The organism is Brevundimonas sp. KH_060 (assembly GCF_057838275.1).
In genome coordinates, this window is record NZ_CM174463.1 from 40,130 (window position 1) to 56,254 (window position 16,125).

The window sequence follows — 16,125 nt, forward strand, 5'->3', positions numbered from 1 at the left end:
GTCGAACAGTCTAAGAAAGGCGGTCATGAGCGACCGCCTTTCGCCGTTCGAGGCCATCGACAACTTCCGTGACTATGGCGGCTACGCCGTGGACGATCGCCTGCTGGCGCGCGGCCGGCTCTATCGCGCGGCGCATCAGGCGCGGGCGACGCAGGCGGACGTGGCGCGACTGGAAGCGCTGGGGCTGGCGGCCGTGGTCGACCTGCGCCGTCCCAGCGAGCGGCGGGCCCAGCCGTCGCGCCGCCCGGTCGGCTGGCTCGGAACGCTGATCGAAAGCGACCATGACGACGGCGGCGAGGCGCCGCACCTGACCTTTCTGAAGACCGCCGACCTGACCGAGGCGTCCGGCCGCGCCTTCATGACCGAGACCTATCGCCGCCTGCCGTTCGAAACAGCCCATGTCGACCTGTTCGGCCGCTACTTCCGCCTGTTGGCCGAGATCGAGGGTCCGGTGCTGATCCACTGCGCGGCGGGCAAGGACCGGACCGGCCTGCTGGCGGCCTTGACTCACAGCCTGCTGGGCGTGGCCCACGACGACCTGATGGCGGACTATCTGGCGACCAATCAGGCCGTGGATCTGGACGGTCGGGCGGAAGAGGTCGCGCGCAAGCTGACGGCCATGACCGGCCGCACGGCGTCGCACGGGGCGGTCGTCGCCTTCCTGGGCGTCGAGGCGGCCTATCTGGACGAGGCCTTCGGCGCCATGCGCGCGCACAGCGGCTCGGTCGGCGCCTATCTGGAGCGCGTGCTGGGCGTGGATGCGTCGCTGGTTAACCGCATCCGGGCGCGATTGGCTCCATGAGCGGCCTGCCTGTTCAGCATGTCGAGACGCACCCCTGGCGCGATCCTCTGGAGACGGCGGCGGGGCTGAACCGTCGCGAGGGCGCCCTGGCCCTGCTGGCCGGGGCGGGCGATCCGCAGGCGCACGGCGGGCGCTGGTCCTTTGTGGCCTGCGAGCCGGATCAGGTGTTCGTCGGCTGCGCGGAGGATGGGGCGCTGTTCCAGCGCCTGCGTGAGCCCGCCTATGCAGGCGGCGGGGTCGTCGGGTTGATGAGCTATGACGCTGGGGCGCGTCCTGCGACGGGCGAGCGCGGCGACGGTTGGCCCGACTTGATGCTGGCCCGCTATCCGGCCCTGCTGGCCTTCGACCATCAGGAACGACAGGTGCGGTCGATCGGACGCGGCGCCGACGCCGAGGCGGCGCGGCTTGAGGCTCGGCGCGCCGTGGACTGGCTGGATGCAGCGGCCTCGGTCGAGGCGCCTTCGCCGCCGTGCGATCATGCGCTCGAGGAGGGTTCGGGCGCGGCCTATGAGGCGGCGGTGGCCGACGTGGTCGCCCGCATCGGCGCAGGCGAGCTGTTCCAGGCTAATATCGCGCGCGCCTGGACCGGACGACTGAGGCCGGGCCGTGACCCGTTCGAGGTCTTCCTGCGGTTGTCGGCGGGACGAGGGGCGGCTTACGGCGCTTTCTGGCGGCTGGGCGAGCGGGCGCTGGTGTCCAACTCGCCGGAACTGTTCCTGACCTTCGACGGCGACAGCGGCCGCATCGAGACCCGGCCGATCAAGGGCACCCGCGCGCGCGACCCTGACCCGGCGCGCGATGCGGCCCTTGCGGCGGAGCTATGCGCCAGCGCCAAGGACCGGGCCGAGAACCTGATGATCGTCGATCTGATGCGCAATGACGTGGCGCGGGCGGCGCGGCCCGGTTCGGTCCAGGTCGAGCGCCTGTTCGAACTGGAGCGCCATCCGACGGTGCATCACCTGGTCTCGACGGTCAGCGCCCAGGCGGCGCAGGGGGGCGGTCCGGCCGAGGTCATGGAGGCCGCCTTCCCGCCAGGCTCCATCACCGGCGCGCCCAAGCATCAGGCCATGAAGGTGATCGCGGGCCATGAACCGCCACGCGGACCGTGGTGCGGCTCCCTGTTCGGCTGGGGGCTGGGCGAGGAGGCGCGGCTGACGGCCTCTGTCTTGATCCGCACGGCGGCGTTCGAGCGCGGAGCGGACGGCTGGGTCTGGCGCGCCCTGGCGGGGGCGGGGATTGTGGCCGACAGCGACCCCCGCGCCGAACGGCTGGAGACCGAGGCCAAGTTCAGCGCATTGAAGGAGGCTCTGGTCGGGCGCGGCTAGCAGTCGGTGCAGGCGATCCGATCCGTCGTCCGCGGCCTGAGATAGTAGTTCCGCTGAAAGGCGATGCCGCCCGGTATCATCTGGCCGAAGGCGGACACATAGCCGTAGTTCGTCTCGCCCAGGATCACGGTCTGGCCGTCCGTGATCAGGCCGGGCGGAAGGTCGGTGATGGGATCGCCTCGCTTGCGGGCGGGCATGATGTCGGCGCCCTTGGGATTCTTGGCGCTCTTAGCGCGGCTCCATTCGACCGTGGCGACGCCGCGCGCATCTACGGTGACGCTCGAGACGCGGATCGACAGGGTGTCAGCGGAGAAAGGCCGCATGATCATGTCGCCGATCTGGAAGGTGCTCTCCAGATCCTGGACGTTGGTGCCGCCGGACTGGGCCACCAGGTCCGCGACCATGGAGGCGACGTGGCTGGCGCGGCGCTCGGCCATATAGCCCTGGGAGAATTCGATCAGGCCGAAGTAGATGGTGATCATCACCGGCGCGATCAGGGCGAACTCGATCGCCGAGACGCCGCGCCGATCCCGCGACAGGCGCTTCAGAAGCCCGGCTTTCACGGCGCGCCTCATTGATAGGGCTCGTTGCGGAAGGCCAGGGTGGTGGTCAGCATCACGCGGCGATCGGTGGTGCGCGACACGGCCTGGGCGATGAAGGGGGTGACGATGGGCTGTTCGTACCAGACGCGCACCAGCACCCGGTCGCCGGGGCCGCCCGGCTTGTAGGTCAGGACGCTGGGATCGAAGACGCCTGTTTTCAGCGGGTCGGCGTCGGACGGGGTCGAGAAGCCCTCGACCACGCGGATGTCGATGAAGGCGCGACTGGGGCAGTCGGCGGCGAAGACGCTCATATTGGCGCACAGGCGCTCCTTGATGTCCTCGATCTCCAGCTTCTGTTCCTGAGCCAGGCCCGTGCGGATCTGGCGCCCGGCGTCGGAGACGGCGGTTTCGACCAGGGCGTCGACCAGCAGCATCAGGCCGATCTCCAATATGCCGAACAGCAGCATGAAGAAGGGGAAGGCCACGAGGGCGAACTCCACGGCGGTGGAGCCCTCGCGGCGGCGCCGACGATGCATCAGGCCTGGCCCCCGCTGCATGAGTCAGGGCGCCGTGGACGGGCGGGCGGCGGGGGCGCAACGGGCGCCGCAGGCGACCTCGACCGCCTCGCCGCCGCGCCAGACGCGGACGGAGCCGGTCTCGCCGGGGCTGACGGCCACCTGACGTTGGAACAGGGGGCGGCCTAAGGCGTCGACAGCGATGATCTCGGTCAGGCCGTAGCTCTTGCCGGTGATGAACAGGGTGCGGGCGTCGGTGACGGTGACGTCGGCGATGCGCGGATTGGCCACGATCACCGATCCGGCCGGGGCGCGAAGCTGCACGCGCGTCGCCTGGTCGATCTGCACGTCCAGCGGCCGTTCCTGCGCCACGGCGGGCGCGGCCAGGGCGAGCGTCGCGGCCAGGCTGGCGAAAAGAGAAGCTGAGCGCATGGCGGGACCTCCGTGAGGATCAGAACGGGCGCGCGCGAGCGCCGCACGTGGAAGCTGACGGCCAAAGGTCAAGAAACCCTGAAATTCTCTACCGACGCCGAGATCAGGGGTGAATTCTAGTAAACAGGAAAGTAACCATCAATATTGCGCGTGGGCGTCGAGATTTTACCCGCTCTTAAGGGGCGTCGTCGCATTGTCTCCATGCAAACGGGGGTCAAGCGGGCAAAACCGACGACCCTGATGATGGGTCATCTGCTCGTTATTGAAAGAAGGAAGACACAATATGCGTAACTTCATCACGCGCTTCGCTAAAGACGAATCCGGCGCCACGGCCATCGAATACGGCCTGATCGCTGCTCTGATCGCGGTTGTCATCATCGGCGCCGTCGCTGCTCTGGGCACTCAGCTCAATGACACCTTCAAGAAGGTCACGACCGACATGAAGACGCCGCCTAAGACGGCCTAAACCACCGATAAGCAGATTTGAGGAAGGCCGGAATGGAGACATTCCGGCCTTTTCTTTTTTAGATGCAGAAGTACGACCTGCTGAGCGGCAACCTGCTTTTAAGAAACCAGGCCTAGGGTGCGCGTATGACTGAACTGCCCATGATCCTGCTGGCCGTCCTGCCTGTTCTGGCGATCGGCGCAGCCCTGCATGACCTGATCACCATGAAGATTCCAAACTGGATCTCGGTGGTGCTGCTCGTCGCCTTCTTCCCGGCCGCCCTGGCGCTGGGCCTGCCGTTGGGCGTGGTGGGCGTTTCGGTTGGTCTGGCGATGGCGATGCTTGTCGTCGGCATGGGGATGTTCGCGGCGAATTGGATCGGCGGCGGCGACGCCAAGCTTCTGGCCGCCTCCATGCTGTGGATGGGCGCTTCGGGTGGCGTGCTCTTTGTTTTCTATACAGCGTTGGTGGGCGGCGGCTTTTGCATTCTGCTGATGACGGCGCGCAGTCATCTGCCCTTTTTCGCCCAGAGCGGCCCCGGCTGGGTCATGCGGCTGATGCAGCCCAAGGGGGACATTCCCTATGGCGTCGCCATCGCTATCGGCGCCCTGCTGGCCTATCCGTCCAGTCCGCTGATGACGGCTTACATCGCGGGCTGATGACGTTGTTCGTCAAGGGCGGTCCAGCTTAGGGGCGCGTTAACCATGGCGGGCCATTATCCCTGACAGGCAGGGGGCGGATCATCCGGGTTCGCGCGATCGCGTCTGCCGGAGACACTGGATGAAACCCGCCAAGATCGCTGTCATCTGCATCGCAGCCCTCGCGGCCATCGGTCTGGCGCTGGTCGTGCGCGCCATGGGGTCGTCGGGGCAGCCGACGGCCACCGCCACGGCCGCCGTCGAGACGCGGCCCATGGCCAGGGTGCTGGTCGCTGCGCGTGATCTGGAGCCGGGCCGTCGCCTGGTCGATGCGGACCTGAGCTGGAAAGACTGGCCAGCCGACGAACTCAACCCCCTCTTCATCACAGACGGCCCGCCGCCTTCCAAGGCCGAGGGCGCCGCCGCCGAGAACGCGGCCGTCGAAGGCTCTGGCGACGACAAGGGCGCCACGGTGGAAAAGGCCATGAAGGCCGTCGCCGAACTGAACACGCCGGGCGCCAAGTCGGACTATATCGGCGCCGTGGTGCGTGAACCCATTCTGGCCGGCGAGCCCCTGGTGGCGCGCAAGATCGTGCGCGCCGGGGACAGCGGCTACATGGCCGCCTATCTGGAGCCGGGCATGCGGGCCATGGCGATCCGTGTGACGGTCGAGACGGCTGCGGGCGGCTTCATCCTGCCAGGCGACCGCGTGGACGTCCTGCTGACGCGTGAGGTCAAGGGCTCGGGCGATGAGGGCGGGACCAAGTATTCAGCCGCCACGGTGATGCGCAACGTCAAGGTTCTGGCCATCGACCAGAGCACCCGCGCCGCCGAAGACGAGAAGGCGGTGGTCGGCGCCACCGCGACGCTGGAGTTGATGGGCCGCGACGCCGAGGTGCTGGCCCTGGCCAAGTCCGAAGGCGAACTGTCGCTGGTGCTGCGCTCCTACGCCGATACGGCCGGTCCGTCGGGCCATGTGCCGGGCGCGGTGCGCGGGCGGGCGACGGGCGGCGGTTCGGTCGTGCGTGTCTATCGCGAGGGGCAGGCCGAAGCGGTGGCGGTGCCATGAAGACGGGACTATCGGGCATGAATCGTTTCGCTGTCGCCGCCTGCGCCGCCCTGATCGCGCTGGGCGGTTCTGTCGCGTCGGACGGCGCTCGCGCCCAGACGCGCGCCGCCATCACCGCAGGCTCGGCCCCGCAGATGGTCAATCTGCCGCGCGGAACCTCCTTCGCCGTCGATCTGCCGGCGGATGCGCGCGACGTCATCATCTCCAATCCGGCTGTGGCCGAGGCCATGCTGCACTCGCCACGCCGGATCACAATGATCGGCCTGGCGGGCGGCGAGACGGACGCCATCTTCCTGGACGCAAGCGGGCGCACCATCCTGGCGCTGCGGGTGCGCGTGGATGCGGGCGTCAGCGCGCTTCAGGACACCCTGGCGCGCGTGGCGCCGGGCTCGAACGTGCGCGCCGAGGCGGTCAACGACAGCATCATCCTGACCGGCGTGGCGGCCAGTCCGCTGGAAGCCGAACGCGCCGCCCAGGTGGCCCGCGCCTTCGTCAGCGCGCCGGAAAAGGTCATGAACATGATCGCCGTCGCCGGATCGGACCAGGTGACGCTGAAGGTGCGCGTGGTCGAGGTGCAGCGCAGCGCCATCAAGCAGCTCGGATTCGACACCCAGGCGGTGATCGGCCGTGTCGGCGACACCCAATGGCTGCTGGGCAACAGCGCCACCTGGGGCGTGAACGGCTCCTTCCTGGGCGGTCTGGCGGGCGGGATCGCGCGCGACACCACCAAGAATTTCCAGATGCAGGTGCCTTGCCTCGGTCCGGGTTGGCCTGAAGGCGCCTTGTGTCCGGTGACGGTCGACGGCAGCCCCGGCGATCCGTCCAACTGGGACACGGCAAAGCCTGGAACCGGCCCCGGTTCGGACGGGCTGAACAAGGGCGAGGCCATGCTTAAGGCCTTTGAACGCGTCGGCCTGGTGCGGATGCTGGCCGAACCCAATCTGACGTCGGTCAACGGTGAGGCGGCCAGCTTCCTGGCCGGGGGTGAATTCCCCGTGCCCGCCGGGCGCGACCGCGAAGGTCAGATCACGGTCGAGTACAAACCCTACGGCGTCGGCTTGTCGTTCCGGCCGGTGGTCCTGTCGGAAGGGCGCATCAGCCTGCAGGTCAAGGTCGAGGTGTCCGAGCTGACGCCCAACGGCGGCCTGACCATCGGCGCGGGCACCCCGTCCTCCATCACCCTGCCGGGACTGACTGTGCGGCGTAGCGAGAACACCATTGAACTGCCCTCGGGCGGGTCGATGATGATCGCTGGCCTGCTGCAGGAATCGACGCGCCAGTCGATCGACGCCTTGCCGGGCATGACCAATCTGCCTGTGCTGGGCCAGCTGTTCCGCTCGCGCGACTATGTGATGGGCGAGACCGAGCTGGTGGTCATCGTCGAGCCCTATATCGTCAACCCGACCTCGCCGGGTCGGATGCAGACGCCGGCTGACGGCCTGCGCATCGCCCAGGACGCCCAGACCATCTTCTTCGGCCAGTTGAACCAGGTCTACGGCTCGCCCGCCCCGGCGGCCCAGCCGGGCGCCGGTTGGCGGGGCCCTGTCGGCTATGTGATCGAGTGAGCGCCATGATCCGCACCGTCTCCATCTCCGCCGCCGTTCTGAGCCTGAGCCTGGCGCTGTCGGCCTGCGTCGGCGGTCCGGCCGGCCTGGGCGGCGAACCGCCGCTGACTCCCACTTCGCGCTTCAGCCTGCAAGTCGAGCCAGGGGTGGATCGCATCGCCCTGGCGGTGCACGAGACGGGGCTGTCGGCCAATCAACGCGCGGCGTTGGACGCCCTGGTCGGGCGCTTCGCCATGGAAGGCGCGCCGGTCCTAGTGATCGAGGCGCCGGCGGGCGGCGATCCCGTCGCGACCCAGGCGGCCTGGAACGTCAAGGCGGCGTTCGAGGCGGCGGGCGTGCCGGGCGAGCGCATCCAACTGGTCGGCTACGCCGCGCCGGACCCCAGGGCGCCGGTACTGGTCGGCTTCGAGACGGTGCGCGCCGTGGTGCCGCAGTGCGGAACGCAATGGGGCAATCTGGGCCGCACAGGCGACAATCAGTCGGCCTCCAACTTCGGTTGCGCTGTGAACGCCAACCTGGCCGCCCAGATCGCCGATCCGCGCGACATCGTCGCGCCGCGAGCCATGACCCCGTCCGACTTCGGTCGTCGTTCGGTGGTGTTCGACGCCTATCGCAAGGGCGGCCAGACCTCCGCCCAGCGTGAGACCCTGTTGTCGCAGACCAAGATTTCACAGGCTGTGCAATGACGACGGCGCCCAAGCCCTTCCCTTCTCAGGATTTCGACGCCCTGGACGGCTTCGATCTTGATGATGAGTTCATGGACCTGCACCCGACGGGCGCCGGGACGCCCGCGCCTGGGTCCATGGCGCAGGCGTCTGACCCCTTTGATCCGGTTGGGCGGATGCGGTCGGAAACCGAGACTGCGATGAACGCCTCGGCCCCTTCACCCGCCGCCGTCTCGCCCGTGGTGGCCGCCATGCCGGCGGTCGAGACGTCCACGGCCCTGACGATGGGCGGGCCGGCCTCGGTCGAGGTGTCGATCCCGCGCATCGGCGTGCACATCTTCGCCGAGCGTCAGGACACGGCCGCCGCCGCCGAGCGCGCCGGCCAGGACCGCCGCATGGCCCGCGCCACGACCCAGATCCGTCTCGGCGGCGTCCAGGCGGCGATCGAAGCTTATCAGGCCGAGCCGACGCCGCCTCTGATCATTGTCGAGAGCCTGAAGGCGCCGCAGGACCTGCTGGCCGAGATCGACCAGCTGGCCCAGGTCTGCGACGCGGGCACCAAGGTCGTCATCATCGGCGCGACCAACGACATCCTGCTGTTCCGCGAGCTGATGCGGCGGGGCGTGAGCGAATATCTGGTGGCGCCGGTGCAGCCGCTGCAACTGATCGCCGCCATCGGGGGCCTGTTCGCCGATCCGGCCCAGCCCTTCGTCGGTCGGACCATCGCCTTCGTCGGCGCGCGCGGCGGGGCGGGGGCTTCGGCTGTGGCGCACAACACCGCCTATGCGATGAGCGAGCGCATCGGCGTCAACACCGTCATCGTCGACTATGACCTGCCGTTCGGCACGGCGGGGCTGGACTTCAACCAGGATCCGCTGAACGGCGTGGCCGACGCCCTGAATCAGCCGGATCGCCTGGACGCCACCCTGCTGGACCGGATGATGGTCCGCTGCACCGACAAGCTGAGCCTGTTCGCGGCGCCCGCGACGTTGGAGACCGACTGGGACATCGGCGCCGAGGCCTTCGAGGAAGTCACCACCCGCATCCGCGCCACCGCCCCCTTCGTGGTGCTGGATCTGCCGCACCTGTGGTCGGGCTGGATGCGCCGGGCCTTGATCGCGGCCGACGAAGTGGTGGTGGTGGCGACGCCTGACCTGGCCTCGCTGCGCAACGCCAAGAACATGATCGACCTGATCAAGCAGGGGCGGCCCAACGACGCCCCGCCGCGTCTGGTGCTGAACCAGGTGGGCATACCGGGGCGACCCGAGATTCCGGCCAAGGACTTCGGCGCGGCCCTGGGCATCCATCCCAGCCTCAGCATTCCCTTCGACGCCAAGGTGTTCGGCTCGGCCGCCAACAACGGTCAGATGATCGTCGACGCCGCCGCCAAGACCAAGGCGGCCGAAGCCTTCGAGACCCTGGCCCAGATCGTCTCGCGCCGTGAACTGCCGGCCGCATCCGCGCGCGCCGCGGGCCGCGCCAAGCCGGCGTCGGCGGCCAAGAGCGCCGGGGGCGGCTCCCTGCTCGGCTCTCTGTTCAGCAAGAAGCGCTGAGGCCGTGTTCGGCAAGCGGACAGCACAGTCGGGCCTGGCCCCCGCCGCGCCACGGCCCGCGCCGGCCCCCGCGCCTGAGGCCCAGGCGCGCCGCGCGCCCGAGCCGGTGGACGGCTTCTCGGCCGAAGACCTGGACCCTCTGGCGCCGCCGCCCGCCGCCGCGCCGCGCAGCGACCGGCTGGACGCCCTGGACGGGTTGCTGGGCCGCAAGCTCGAGCCTGCGCCGAGCGCCTCGTCGAGCGGTCCTCGGGCCACGCCGGGCCTGGAGCAGCTTAAGAAGGCTCAAGCCGTCGCCGAGATCGTGCGCGAGCAGAGCGACTACTATCACGCGACGAAGACCACCATCTTCAACGCCCTGATGAACACCATCGATCTGGCCCAGCTGGCGCAGCTGGATCAGAAGGCGGCGGCCGAGGAAATTCGCGATATCGTCTCCGAACTGGTGGCGATCAAGAACGTCTCCATGTCGGTGGCCGAGCAGGAGCATCTGGTTCAGGACATCCTGAACGACGTGCTGGGCTATGGTCCGCTGGAGCCGCTGTTGGCGCGCGACGACATCGCCGACATCATGGTCAACGGCGCCGGGCGGGTCTTCATCGAGGTCGGCGGCAAGGTGCAGCTGACCAACGTCCGCTTCCGCGACAACGGCCAGTTGATGAACATCTGTCAGCGGATCGTGTCCCAGGTGGGCCGCCGCGTCGACGAGGCCAGCCCCATCTGCGACGCCCGCCTGCCCGACGGCAGCCGCGTCAACGTCATCGCCCCGCCGCTGGCCATCGACGGCCCGACGCTGACGATCCGCAAGTTCAAGAAGGACAAGCTGACGATGCGCAATCTGGTGGAGTACGCCTCCATCAGCCCCGAGGGCGCGCGCGTCCTGGGCGTCATCGGCGCGTCGCGATGCAATCTGGTCATCTCGGGCGGCACGGGCTCGGGCAAGACGACCCTGCTGAACACCCTGACGGCCTTCATCGACCCGACCGAGCGCGTCATCACCTGCGAGGACGCCGCCGAGCTGCAGTTGCAGCAGCCGCATGTGGTCCGGCTGGAGACCCGCCCGCCGAACCTGGAGGGGCAGGGCCAGATCACCATGCGCGATCTGGTGAAGAACTGTCTGCGGATGCGCCCCGAGCGCATCATCGTCGGCGAGGTGCGCGGACCCGAGGCCTTCGACCTGTTGCAGGCCATGAACACCGGTCACGACGGCTCGATGGGGACGCTGCACGCCAACTCCCCGCGCGAAGCCATCAGCCGGATGGAATCGATGATCACCATGGGCGGCTACGGCCTGCCGTCTCGAACCATCCGCGAGATGATCGTCGGTTCGGTCGACGTCATCGTCCAGGCCGCGCGCCTGCGCGACGGTTCGCGCCGCATCACCCACATCACCGAGGTGGTGGGGTTGGAGGGCGACGTCATCGTCACCCAGGATCTGTTCGTCTACGACATCACCGGCGAGGACGCGCACGGCAAGATCACCGGCCGTCACCGCTCGACGGGCATCGCCCGCCCGCGCTTCTGGGACCGCGCCCGCTACTACGGGCTGGAGCGGGAACTGGCCGAAGCTCTGGACGCGGCGGAGTAGGGGCGATGCTGCTTCCCATCCTGGCGGCGATCTTGGCCTTCATCACCATCGGCGGCGTCGGCTGGGTGCTGGTCGGCGGCGACGATTCCTCAAGCCAGGCGGTCAAGCGCGCCAAGACCATGGGCGGGGTGCGGGCCCAAGCCGCGGCGAACGCCAAGCGCGCCGCGGCGGCCAATACGCCCGAGGCGCGCCGTAAGCAGATCCTGCTGCAGCTTCAGGAGGTCGACCGGCGCGAGCGCAAGGCGCGCATGACCATGGCCGCCAAGCTGAAACAGGCGGGGCTGAGCCTCTCGGTGCGGACCTTCGCCATCATCAGCGTGGTCGCGGGCCTGGTCGGAGCGCTGCTGGCCTTCGTTCTCGGGGCCCACATCATCATCGTACTGGGCGTCGGCGTGGCGGCGGGCCTGGGTCTGCCGCGCTGGATCGTCGGCATGAAGGCCAAGGCCCGGATGAAGAAATTCTCCCTGGCCTTCGCTGACGCCATCGACATCCTGGTGCGCGGCATCAAGACCGGTCTGCCGGTCCATGACTGCTTCAAGATCATCGCCCGCGAGAGCCCCGAGCCTCTGGCCGGCGAGTTCCGCACCCTGGTCGAGGGCATGGGGGTGGGGCTGACGCTCGCCCAAGCGCTGGACAAGATGTACGAGCGGATGCCGACGCCGGAGCTGAAATTCTTCGCCATCGTTATCGCCATTCAGCAGAAGTCGGGCGGCAACCTGGCTGAGGCCTTGGGCAATCTGACCACGGTGCTGCGCGCCCGACGGATGATGGGCGAGAAGATCAAGGCCCTATCGTCCGAGGCCATCGCCTCGGCGGGCATCATCGCCTCCCTGCCGCCGGCGGTCATGATCCTCGTGATGCTGACCAACCCCAGCTACATGCTGCTGATGTTCACGGATATCCGCGGGCAGGTCATGTTGATGGGCGCGGCCCTGTGGATGGCGATCGGCGTCTTCGTGATGAAGCGCATGATCTCCTTCAAGTTCTGAGGCGAGGGCGACGACGTGAACGGCTTCATGCGCTTCATCACCGATCCGCAGAACCTCTTGAGCATCGGCGTGGGCGTGGCGGTGTTCGCCAGCGTCCTGACCATGCTGTCCTCCTTCGTCGGCGGCGGCGCGCGGCTGGACAAGCGGATGAAGGCCGTGGCCGAGCGGCGCGAGGAACTGCGCCGCCGGTCGCGTCAGGCGATGCGCGGCGGGTCTGGCGAAGGCTCCAGCCTGCGCCAGACCGATGACAGCTATCGCAGCCGGGTGGTCGCGCGCCTCAACCTGACGAAGTTGCTGGAAGACCCCAAGGTGGCCGAGAACATGGTTCAGGCGGGTTTCCGCGGGCCCGGTCCGCTGAACACCTTCTACTTCTTCCGCTTCGCCACCCCCTTCATCCTGATGGCGCTGACGGCCTTCTACTTGTTCGTGGTGGTCAAGCCGGACCTGCCGATGATGACCCAGGTCGCCATGGTGGTGATGGCGGCGGGCGTCGGCTTCTATGCGCCGAACATCTATCTGAAGAACATGATCGACAAGCGCAGGGCGTCGATCATGGCGGCCTTCCCGGACTCGCTCGATCTTTTGCTGATCTGCGTGGAGTCGGGCATGTCGATCGAGGCGGCGATCCAGAAAGTCAGCCAGGAGGTCGGCGGCCAGTCGATCGAACTGGCCGAGGAGCTGTCCCTGCTCTCGGCCGAGCTGAGCTATCTGCCCGACCGGCGCATGGCCTATGACGGCATGGCCAAGCGGACCCAGCATCCGGGCATCAAGGCCGTGGCGACCGCCATGACCCAGGCCGAGACCTACGGCACGCCGCTGGGGTCCGCCTTGCGCGTCATGGCCAAGGAAAACCGCGATCTGCGCCTTGCCGCCGCCGAGAAGAAGGCTGCGGCCCTGCCGGCCAAGTTGACCGTGCCGATGATCCTGTTTTTCCTGCCGGTGCTGTTCGTCGTCATCCTGGGGCCGGCCATCATCAACATCCAGGACATGATGAAGGGCGGTTGAGGGGTTGAGACGCCTCAGCCTTCTTCGGCGGTGCGCTTCAGGGCCTCGCTGATGGCCTGATAGGCCGGACGGATGCGGGCGCGATGCTTGTCGTGGAACAGTTCGGCGCGCAGGCCGGTGAAGACGGTGCCGTGCGACACGATGCAGGCGCCGCGCTCCAGCTCCTCGATCTCGTAGTAGCGCAAGGTGCGGAACAGGAAGCCGCGACGCTCGATCCAGACCAGTTGGGCGTTGGGCTCCCACTCGCCCAGCTGCGCCTGCACCTGACGCTCGCCCAGGTCGGGCAGGCGCTCCGTCAGGCTGATCGGCGCGCCGAAGCCCAGGGCGCCTTCGACCTCGACCTCGTGCGGATTCCAGCGGTTCCAGCCGCCGAAGTCCGTCAGCACCTCCCAGAGGCGTTCGGCCGTGGCGCGCACGCCAATGCGGTTCTCGATGCGGATCGTTTCCATGGCGCTTCCTGTGACACGGCTTTTTGCGTTTAGGAAGACGCAGAGGCGCCCGGCGTTTGTCCTTGGAGCCTTCGCCCCGCCGCGTTAAGTCCGAGCCTCAGCCCAAGGAGCCGTCATGATCACCCGCATCCAGCCCGACAGCCGCATGAGCCAGGCCGTGATCCACGGCCAGACCATCTACCTGGCCGGACAGGTCGGGGAGCCGGGCGAGGACGTCGCCGCCCAGACGCGCACCGCCCTGGCCGAGGTTGAGGCGATCCTGGCCGAGTGCGGCAGCGACAAGTCGAAGATCCTGTCGGCCCAGGTCTGGCTGGCTGACATCGCCGATTTCGAGGCGATGAACGGCGTCTGGGACGCCTGGGTCGACCCGGCGAATCCACCCGCCCGCGCCACCTGCGAGGCGAAGTTGGCGACGCCTGACTACCTCGTCGAAGTCATCGTCGTGGCGGCGCGCTGACATGGCCCGCGTCATCTCGAACGAGAGCGAACTGGAGCGGTTCAAGGCGACCCGCGTCACCGCCCTCTACCGTCTCGACCTGATCGAGAAGGGCGCGCAGCTGACCTATGACGACGGCACGCCGGTCGACATGGCGTCCGAGGCGCAGCGGCTGAAGGATCAGGTCGCCGACATGGATCGCCGCATCGCGCGGCTGGAAGCGGCAGGCGAGGCGTGAGCCTGGCCAGCGTCCGAGCCTTCTTCGCGGAGACGGCGCCGGACATCGCGATCATCGAGCTGGACGTCAGCACGGCCACCGTGGCCGAGGCGGCCGCCGCCCATGGCGTCGAACCCGGCCAGATCGCCAAGACCCTGTCGTTGCGCGCGGGCGACCGCACCGTCCTTCTGGTTACGGCGGGCGATGCGCGGCTGGACAACGCTAAGGCCAAGGCGGCCTTCGGCGGCAAGGTGAAAATGCTGGACCTGGCCGAGGTCGAGGACGTGACCGGCCACCCGGTCGGCGGCGTCTGCCCCTTCGGCCTGACGACGCCCCTGCCGGTCTATTGCGACGCGTCGCTGAAGGTCTGGGACGTGGTGATCCCGGCGGCGGGCGCTATCCACGCCGCCGTCCGCATCAGCCCCGAACGGATGGTCGACCTGACTGGCGCCGAATGGGTCGACGCCTGCCGCTAGGTCCAGGCGAGCGGCGATGCGTCCAACAGGGCGGCGATGCCCGCCAGCTTGTCCGGGTTGCGGGTGATGAAGACCTCGACGATTAGCCCCTCAGCGATGGTCAGCGCCGTGGTTTGCAGAATTCGCCCGCGTTCCAGGCTGACATAGCCGGGCAGGCCGTCGATCCAGACCGGCCGGATCATTTCCGAGCCTTCATGGCCGTATTTGCGATGAAGCCCGGCATAGAGGCGCAGCAGTTTCGGCGCGCCGTTGATCGCATTGTGGAAGGCGATGACCTTGCCGCCGCCATCCGATCTCAGCGTCACGTCATCCGCCAGCAGGGTGCTCAGAGCGGCGGTGTCGCCGGATCGCGCCGCGTCGAAGAAGGCTCGGGCGAGGCGCTCGCCTTCCTCAGGTTCGACGGCGTAGCGGGGGCGGGCGGCCTGGATGTGGCGGCGGGCGCGGCTGGCCAACTGCCGGACGGAAACGGGGTCGCGCTCGAGGGTCGTCGCCACCTCGTCAAAGCCGACATCGAAGACGTCGTGCAGCAGAAAAGCCGCACGCTCCAGCGGCGACAGACGCTCCATCGCCGTCATCAGCGACAGGGTCAGATCATCGGCGAAGTCCTCGACGCCTGACGTAGGCCCGGTGATCAGAGGCTCGGGCAGCCAGGCGCCGACATAGGTCTCGCGCTGCATCCGGGCGGATTTCAATCGGTCCAGCGCCAGGCGGGTCGTGGTGCGCGTCAGCCAGGCGCCGGGCTCGCGGATTTCGGTCGGGTCGATGCGGCTCCATCGCAGCCAGGCGTCCTGCGCCACGTCTTCGGCTTCGGCCAGGGAGCCGAGCATCCGATAAGCGAGGCGCGTCAGCCGCGGCCGATGCGCTTCGAAGGCCTCGGTGGCGGGGTCAGGCCGCGACACGCGCCGGGCCTGCCGGATGGGCCGAGCGGAAGCCGACGGCGAGCCGGTTCCAGACATTGATCGTCCCGATGGCGAAGGTCAGGTTCACCTGTTCGGCTTCGCTGAACTCGACCTTGAGCGCGGCGTAGTCCGCGTCGGACGCCTGAGACTGCTCAATGCGGGTCAGGCTCTCGGCCCAGGTCAGTGCGGCGCGTTCGCGCGGGCTGAACAGTGAGGATTCCCGCCATGCCGCCAGCAGGTGCAGCCGCACCTCGTCCTCACCCGCCGCGCGGGCGTCGGCGGTGTGCATGTGCAGGCAATAGGCGCAGCCGTTGATCTGGGAGACGCGGATCTTGATCAGTTCCAGCAGGCTGTGTTCCAGACCGCTGGCGGCGACGGCCTGTTCCAGCCGCACCATCGCCTGATAGGTTTCTGGCGCGGCTTTGGCGGGGCTGGTTATGCGCGGGGTCATGTCGTGGCTCCTGTGGCTTGGGGACGTATCCTTTCATGACGAGACAGGCCGCCGGATTGTGACATGA

Annotated in this window: 20 protein-coding genes; 14 read left to right on the forward strand and 6 right to left on the reverse strand. The window is 68.2% G+C overall.

The genetic code is table 11. The features are described 5' to 3' along the window. Nucleotides 1-25: 25 nt before the first annotated feature. Nucleotides 26-802: a tyrosine-protein phosphatase gene (locus tag AC3IPP_RS00165; RefSeq protein ID WP_489149888.1), complete on the forward strand. Its 777-nt coding sequence runs from the start codon at nucleotides 26-28 to the stop codon at nucleotides 800-802. Then, nucleotides 799-2,127 carry an anthranilate synthase component I family protein gene (locus AC3IPP_RS00170; RefSeq protein ID WP_489149889.1) on the forward strand — a complete coding sequence of 443 codons (1,329 nt, stop codon included), beginning with the start codon at nucleotides 799-801 and terminating at the stop codon, nucleotides 2,125-2,127. The genes AC3IPP_RS00165 and AC3IPP_RS00170 overlap by 4 nt, the downstream gene beginning before the upstream one ends. On the opposite strand, the gene AC3IPP_RS00175 is transcribed toward AC3IPP_RS00170, so the two are convergent. The 3 genes from AC3IPP_RS00175 to AC3IPP_RS00185 are packed head-to-tail and all read right to left on the reverse strand — an operon-like array spanning nucleotide 2,124 to nucleotide 3,616. Further along, nucleotides 2,124-2,690: a TadE/TadG family type IV pilus assembly protein gene (locus AC3IPP_RS00175; RefSeq protein ID WP_489149890.1), complete on the reverse strand. Its 567-nt coding sequence runs from the start codon at nucleotides 2,688-2,690 to the stop codon at nucleotides 2,124-2,126. The genes AC3IPP_RS00170 and AC3IPP_RS00175 overlap by 4 nt on opposite strands. Nucleotides 2,691-2,698: 8 nt before the next feature. Beyond that, on the reverse strand, nucleotides 2,699-3,205 hold the full coding sequence (locus AC3IPP_RS00180; RefSeq protein ID WP_489149891.1) for a TadE/TadG family type IV pilus assembly protein: 507 nt from the start codon (nucleotides 3,203-3,205) through the stop codon (nucleotides 2,699-2,701). A gap of 24 nt (nucleotides 3,206-3,229) precedes the next feature. Then, nucleotides 3,230-3,616, reverse strand: coding sequence for a pilus assembly protein N-terminal domain-containing protein (locus AC3IPP_RS00185; protein WP_489149892.1), 387 nt, complete (start codon nucleotides 3,614-3,616; stop codon nucleotides 3,230-3,232). Between the two features lie 283 nt (nucleotides 3,617-3,899). Between AC3IPP_RS00185 and AC3IPP_RS00190 the strand changes: the two genes are divergently transcribed. The 9 genes from AC3IPP_RS00190 (at nucleotide 3,900) to AC3IPP_RS00230 (ending at nucleotide 13,130) form a co-directional block, all read left to right on the forward strand. Beyond that, nucleotides 3,900-4,082: a Flp family type IVb pilin gene (locus AC3IPP_RS00190; protein ID WP_087140625.1), complete on the forward strand. Its 183-nt coding sequence runs from the start codon at nucleotides 3,900-3,902 to the stop codon at nucleotides 4,080-4,082. A gap of 125 nt (nucleotides 4,083-4,207) precedes the next feature. Further along, entirely contained in the window at nucleotides 4,208-4,720 is a 513-nt protein-coding gene (locus AC3IPP_RS00195; protein ID WP_087140626.1) for an A24 family peptidase, read from the forward strand. Nucleotides 4,721-4,841: 121 nt separating this feature from the next. Beyond that, nucleotides 4,842-5,768, forward strand: coding sequence for a Flp pilus assembly protein CpaB (gene cpaB, locus AC3IPP_RS00200; protein WP_489149893.1), 927 nt, complete (start codon nucleotides 4,842-4,844; stop codon nucleotides 5,766-5,768). 17 nt (nucleotides 5,769-5,785) lie between these two features. Further along, nucleotides 5,786-7,333, forward strand: coding sequence for a type II and III secretion system protein family protein (locus AC3IPP_RS00205; RefSeq protein ID WP_373407968.1), 1,548 nt, complete (start codon nucleotides 5,786-5,788; stop codon nucleotides 7,331-7,333). 5 nt (nucleotides 7,334-7,338) lie between these two features. Continuing rightward, complete coding sequence (locus AC3IPP_RS00210; RefSeq protein WP_489149894.1) at nucleotides 7,339-8,019, forward strand: CpaD family pilus assembly protein; 681 nt, start codon at nucleotides 7,339-7,341, stop codon at nucleotides 8,017-8,019. After that, nucleotides 8,016-9,551: a CpaE/TadZ family protein gene (locus AC3IPP_RS00215; protein ID WP_489149895.1), complete on the forward strand. Its 1,536-nt coding sequence runs from the start codon at nucleotides 8,016-8,018 to the stop codon at nucleotides 9,549-9,551. The genes AC3IPP_RS00210 and AC3IPP_RS00215 overlap by 4 nt, the downstream gene beginning before the upstream one ends. 4 nt (nucleotides 9,552-9,555) lie before the next feature. Further along, nucleotides 9,556-11,136 carry a TadA family conjugal transfer-associated ATPase gene (locus AC3IPP_RS00220; RefSeq protein ID WP_489149896.1) on the forward strand — a complete coding sequence of 527 codons (1,581 nt, stop codon included), beginning with the start codon at nucleotides 9,556-9,558 and terminating at the stop codon, nucleotides 11,134-11,136. A 5-nt stretch (nucleotides 11,137-11,141) separates the two neighbouring features. Next, nucleotides 11,142-12,125 carry a type II secretion system F family protein gene (locus tag AC3IPP_RS00225; RefSeq protein ID WP_489149897.1) on the forward strand — a complete coding sequence of 328 codons (984 nt, stop codon included), beginning with the start codon at nucleotides 11,142-11,144 and terminating at the stop codon, nucleotides 12,123-12,125. A 15-nt stretch (nucleotides 12,126-12,140) separates the two neighbouring features. Continuing rightward, on the forward strand, nucleotides 12,141-13,130 hold the full coding sequence (locus tag AC3IPP_RS00230; RefSeq protein ID WP_087140633.1) for a type II secretion system F family protein: 990 nt from the start codon (nucleotides 12,141-12,143) through the stop codon (nucleotides 13,128-13,130). 14 nt (nucleotides 13,131-13,144) lie between these two features. Here the strand turns inward: AC3IPP_RS00230 and AC3IPP_RS00235 are convergent, their stop codons facing one another. Next, the gene (locus AC3IPP_RS00235) at nucleotides 13,145-13,579 is read right to left on the reverse strand and encodes an SRPBCC domain-containing protein (RefSeq protein ID WP_046652523.1); all 435 of its coding nucleotides are present in this window, start codon (nucleotides 13,577-13,579) and stop codon (nucleotides 13,145-13,147) included. Between the two features lie 115 nt (nucleotides 13,580-13,694). Between AC3IPP_RS00235 and AC3IPP_RS00240 the strand changes: the two genes are divergently transcribed. From AC3IPP_RS00240 to AC3IPP_RS00250, 3 genes are read left to right on the forward strand one after another with little or no spacing between them, the layout of a single operon-like run. Next, nucleotides 13,695-14,036, forward strand: a complete 342-nt coding sequence (locus AC3IPP_RS00240; protein WP_003166358.1) for a RidA family protein — start codon at nucleotides 13,695-13,697, stop codon at nucleotides 14,034-14,036. A 1-nt stretch (nucleotide 14,037) separates the two neighbouring features. Further along, nucleotides 14,038-14,253 carry a hypothetical protein gene (locus tag AC3IPP_RS00245; RefSeq protein WP_341021620.1) on the forward strand — a complete coding sequence of 72 codons (216 nt, stop codon included), beginning with the start codon at nucleotides 14,038-14,040 and terminating at the stop codon, nucleotides 14,251-14,253. Continuing rightward, complete coding sequence (locus AC3IPP_RS00250; RefSeq protein WP_087140635.1) at nucleotides 14,250-14,708, forward strand: YbaK/EbsC family protein; 459 nt, start codon at nucleotides 14,250-14,252, stop codon at nucleotides 14,706-14,708. Before AC3IPP_RS00245 ends, AC3IPP_RS00250 begins: the two co-directional genes overlap by 4 nt. On the opposite strand, the gene AC3IPP_RS00255 is transcribed toward AC3IPP_RS00250, so the two are convergent. Both AC3IPP_RS00255 and AC3IPP_RS00260 read right to left on the reverse strand, forming a co-directional pair. After that, complete coding sequence (locus AC3IPP_RS00255; RefSeq protein WP_489149898.1) at nucleotides 14,705-15,607, reverse strand: sigma-70 family RNA polymerase sigma factor; 903 nt, start codon at nucleotides 15,605-15,607, stop codon at nucleotides 14,705-14,707. The two genes, AC3IPP_RS00250 and AC3IPP_RS00255, sit on opposite strands and share 4 nt — an antisense overlap. Continuing rightward, nucleotides 15,594-16,058: a carboxymuconolactone decarboxylase family protein gene (locus AC3IPP_RS00260; RefSeq protein WP_489149899.1), complete on the reverse strand. Its 465-nt coding sequence runs from the start codon at nucleotides 16,056-16,058 to the stop codon at nucleotides 15,594-15,596. The genes AC3IPP_RS00255 and AC3IPP_RS00260 overlap by 14 nt, the downstream gene beginning before the upstream one ends. Nucleotides 16,059-16,125 lie beyond the last annotated feature (67 nt).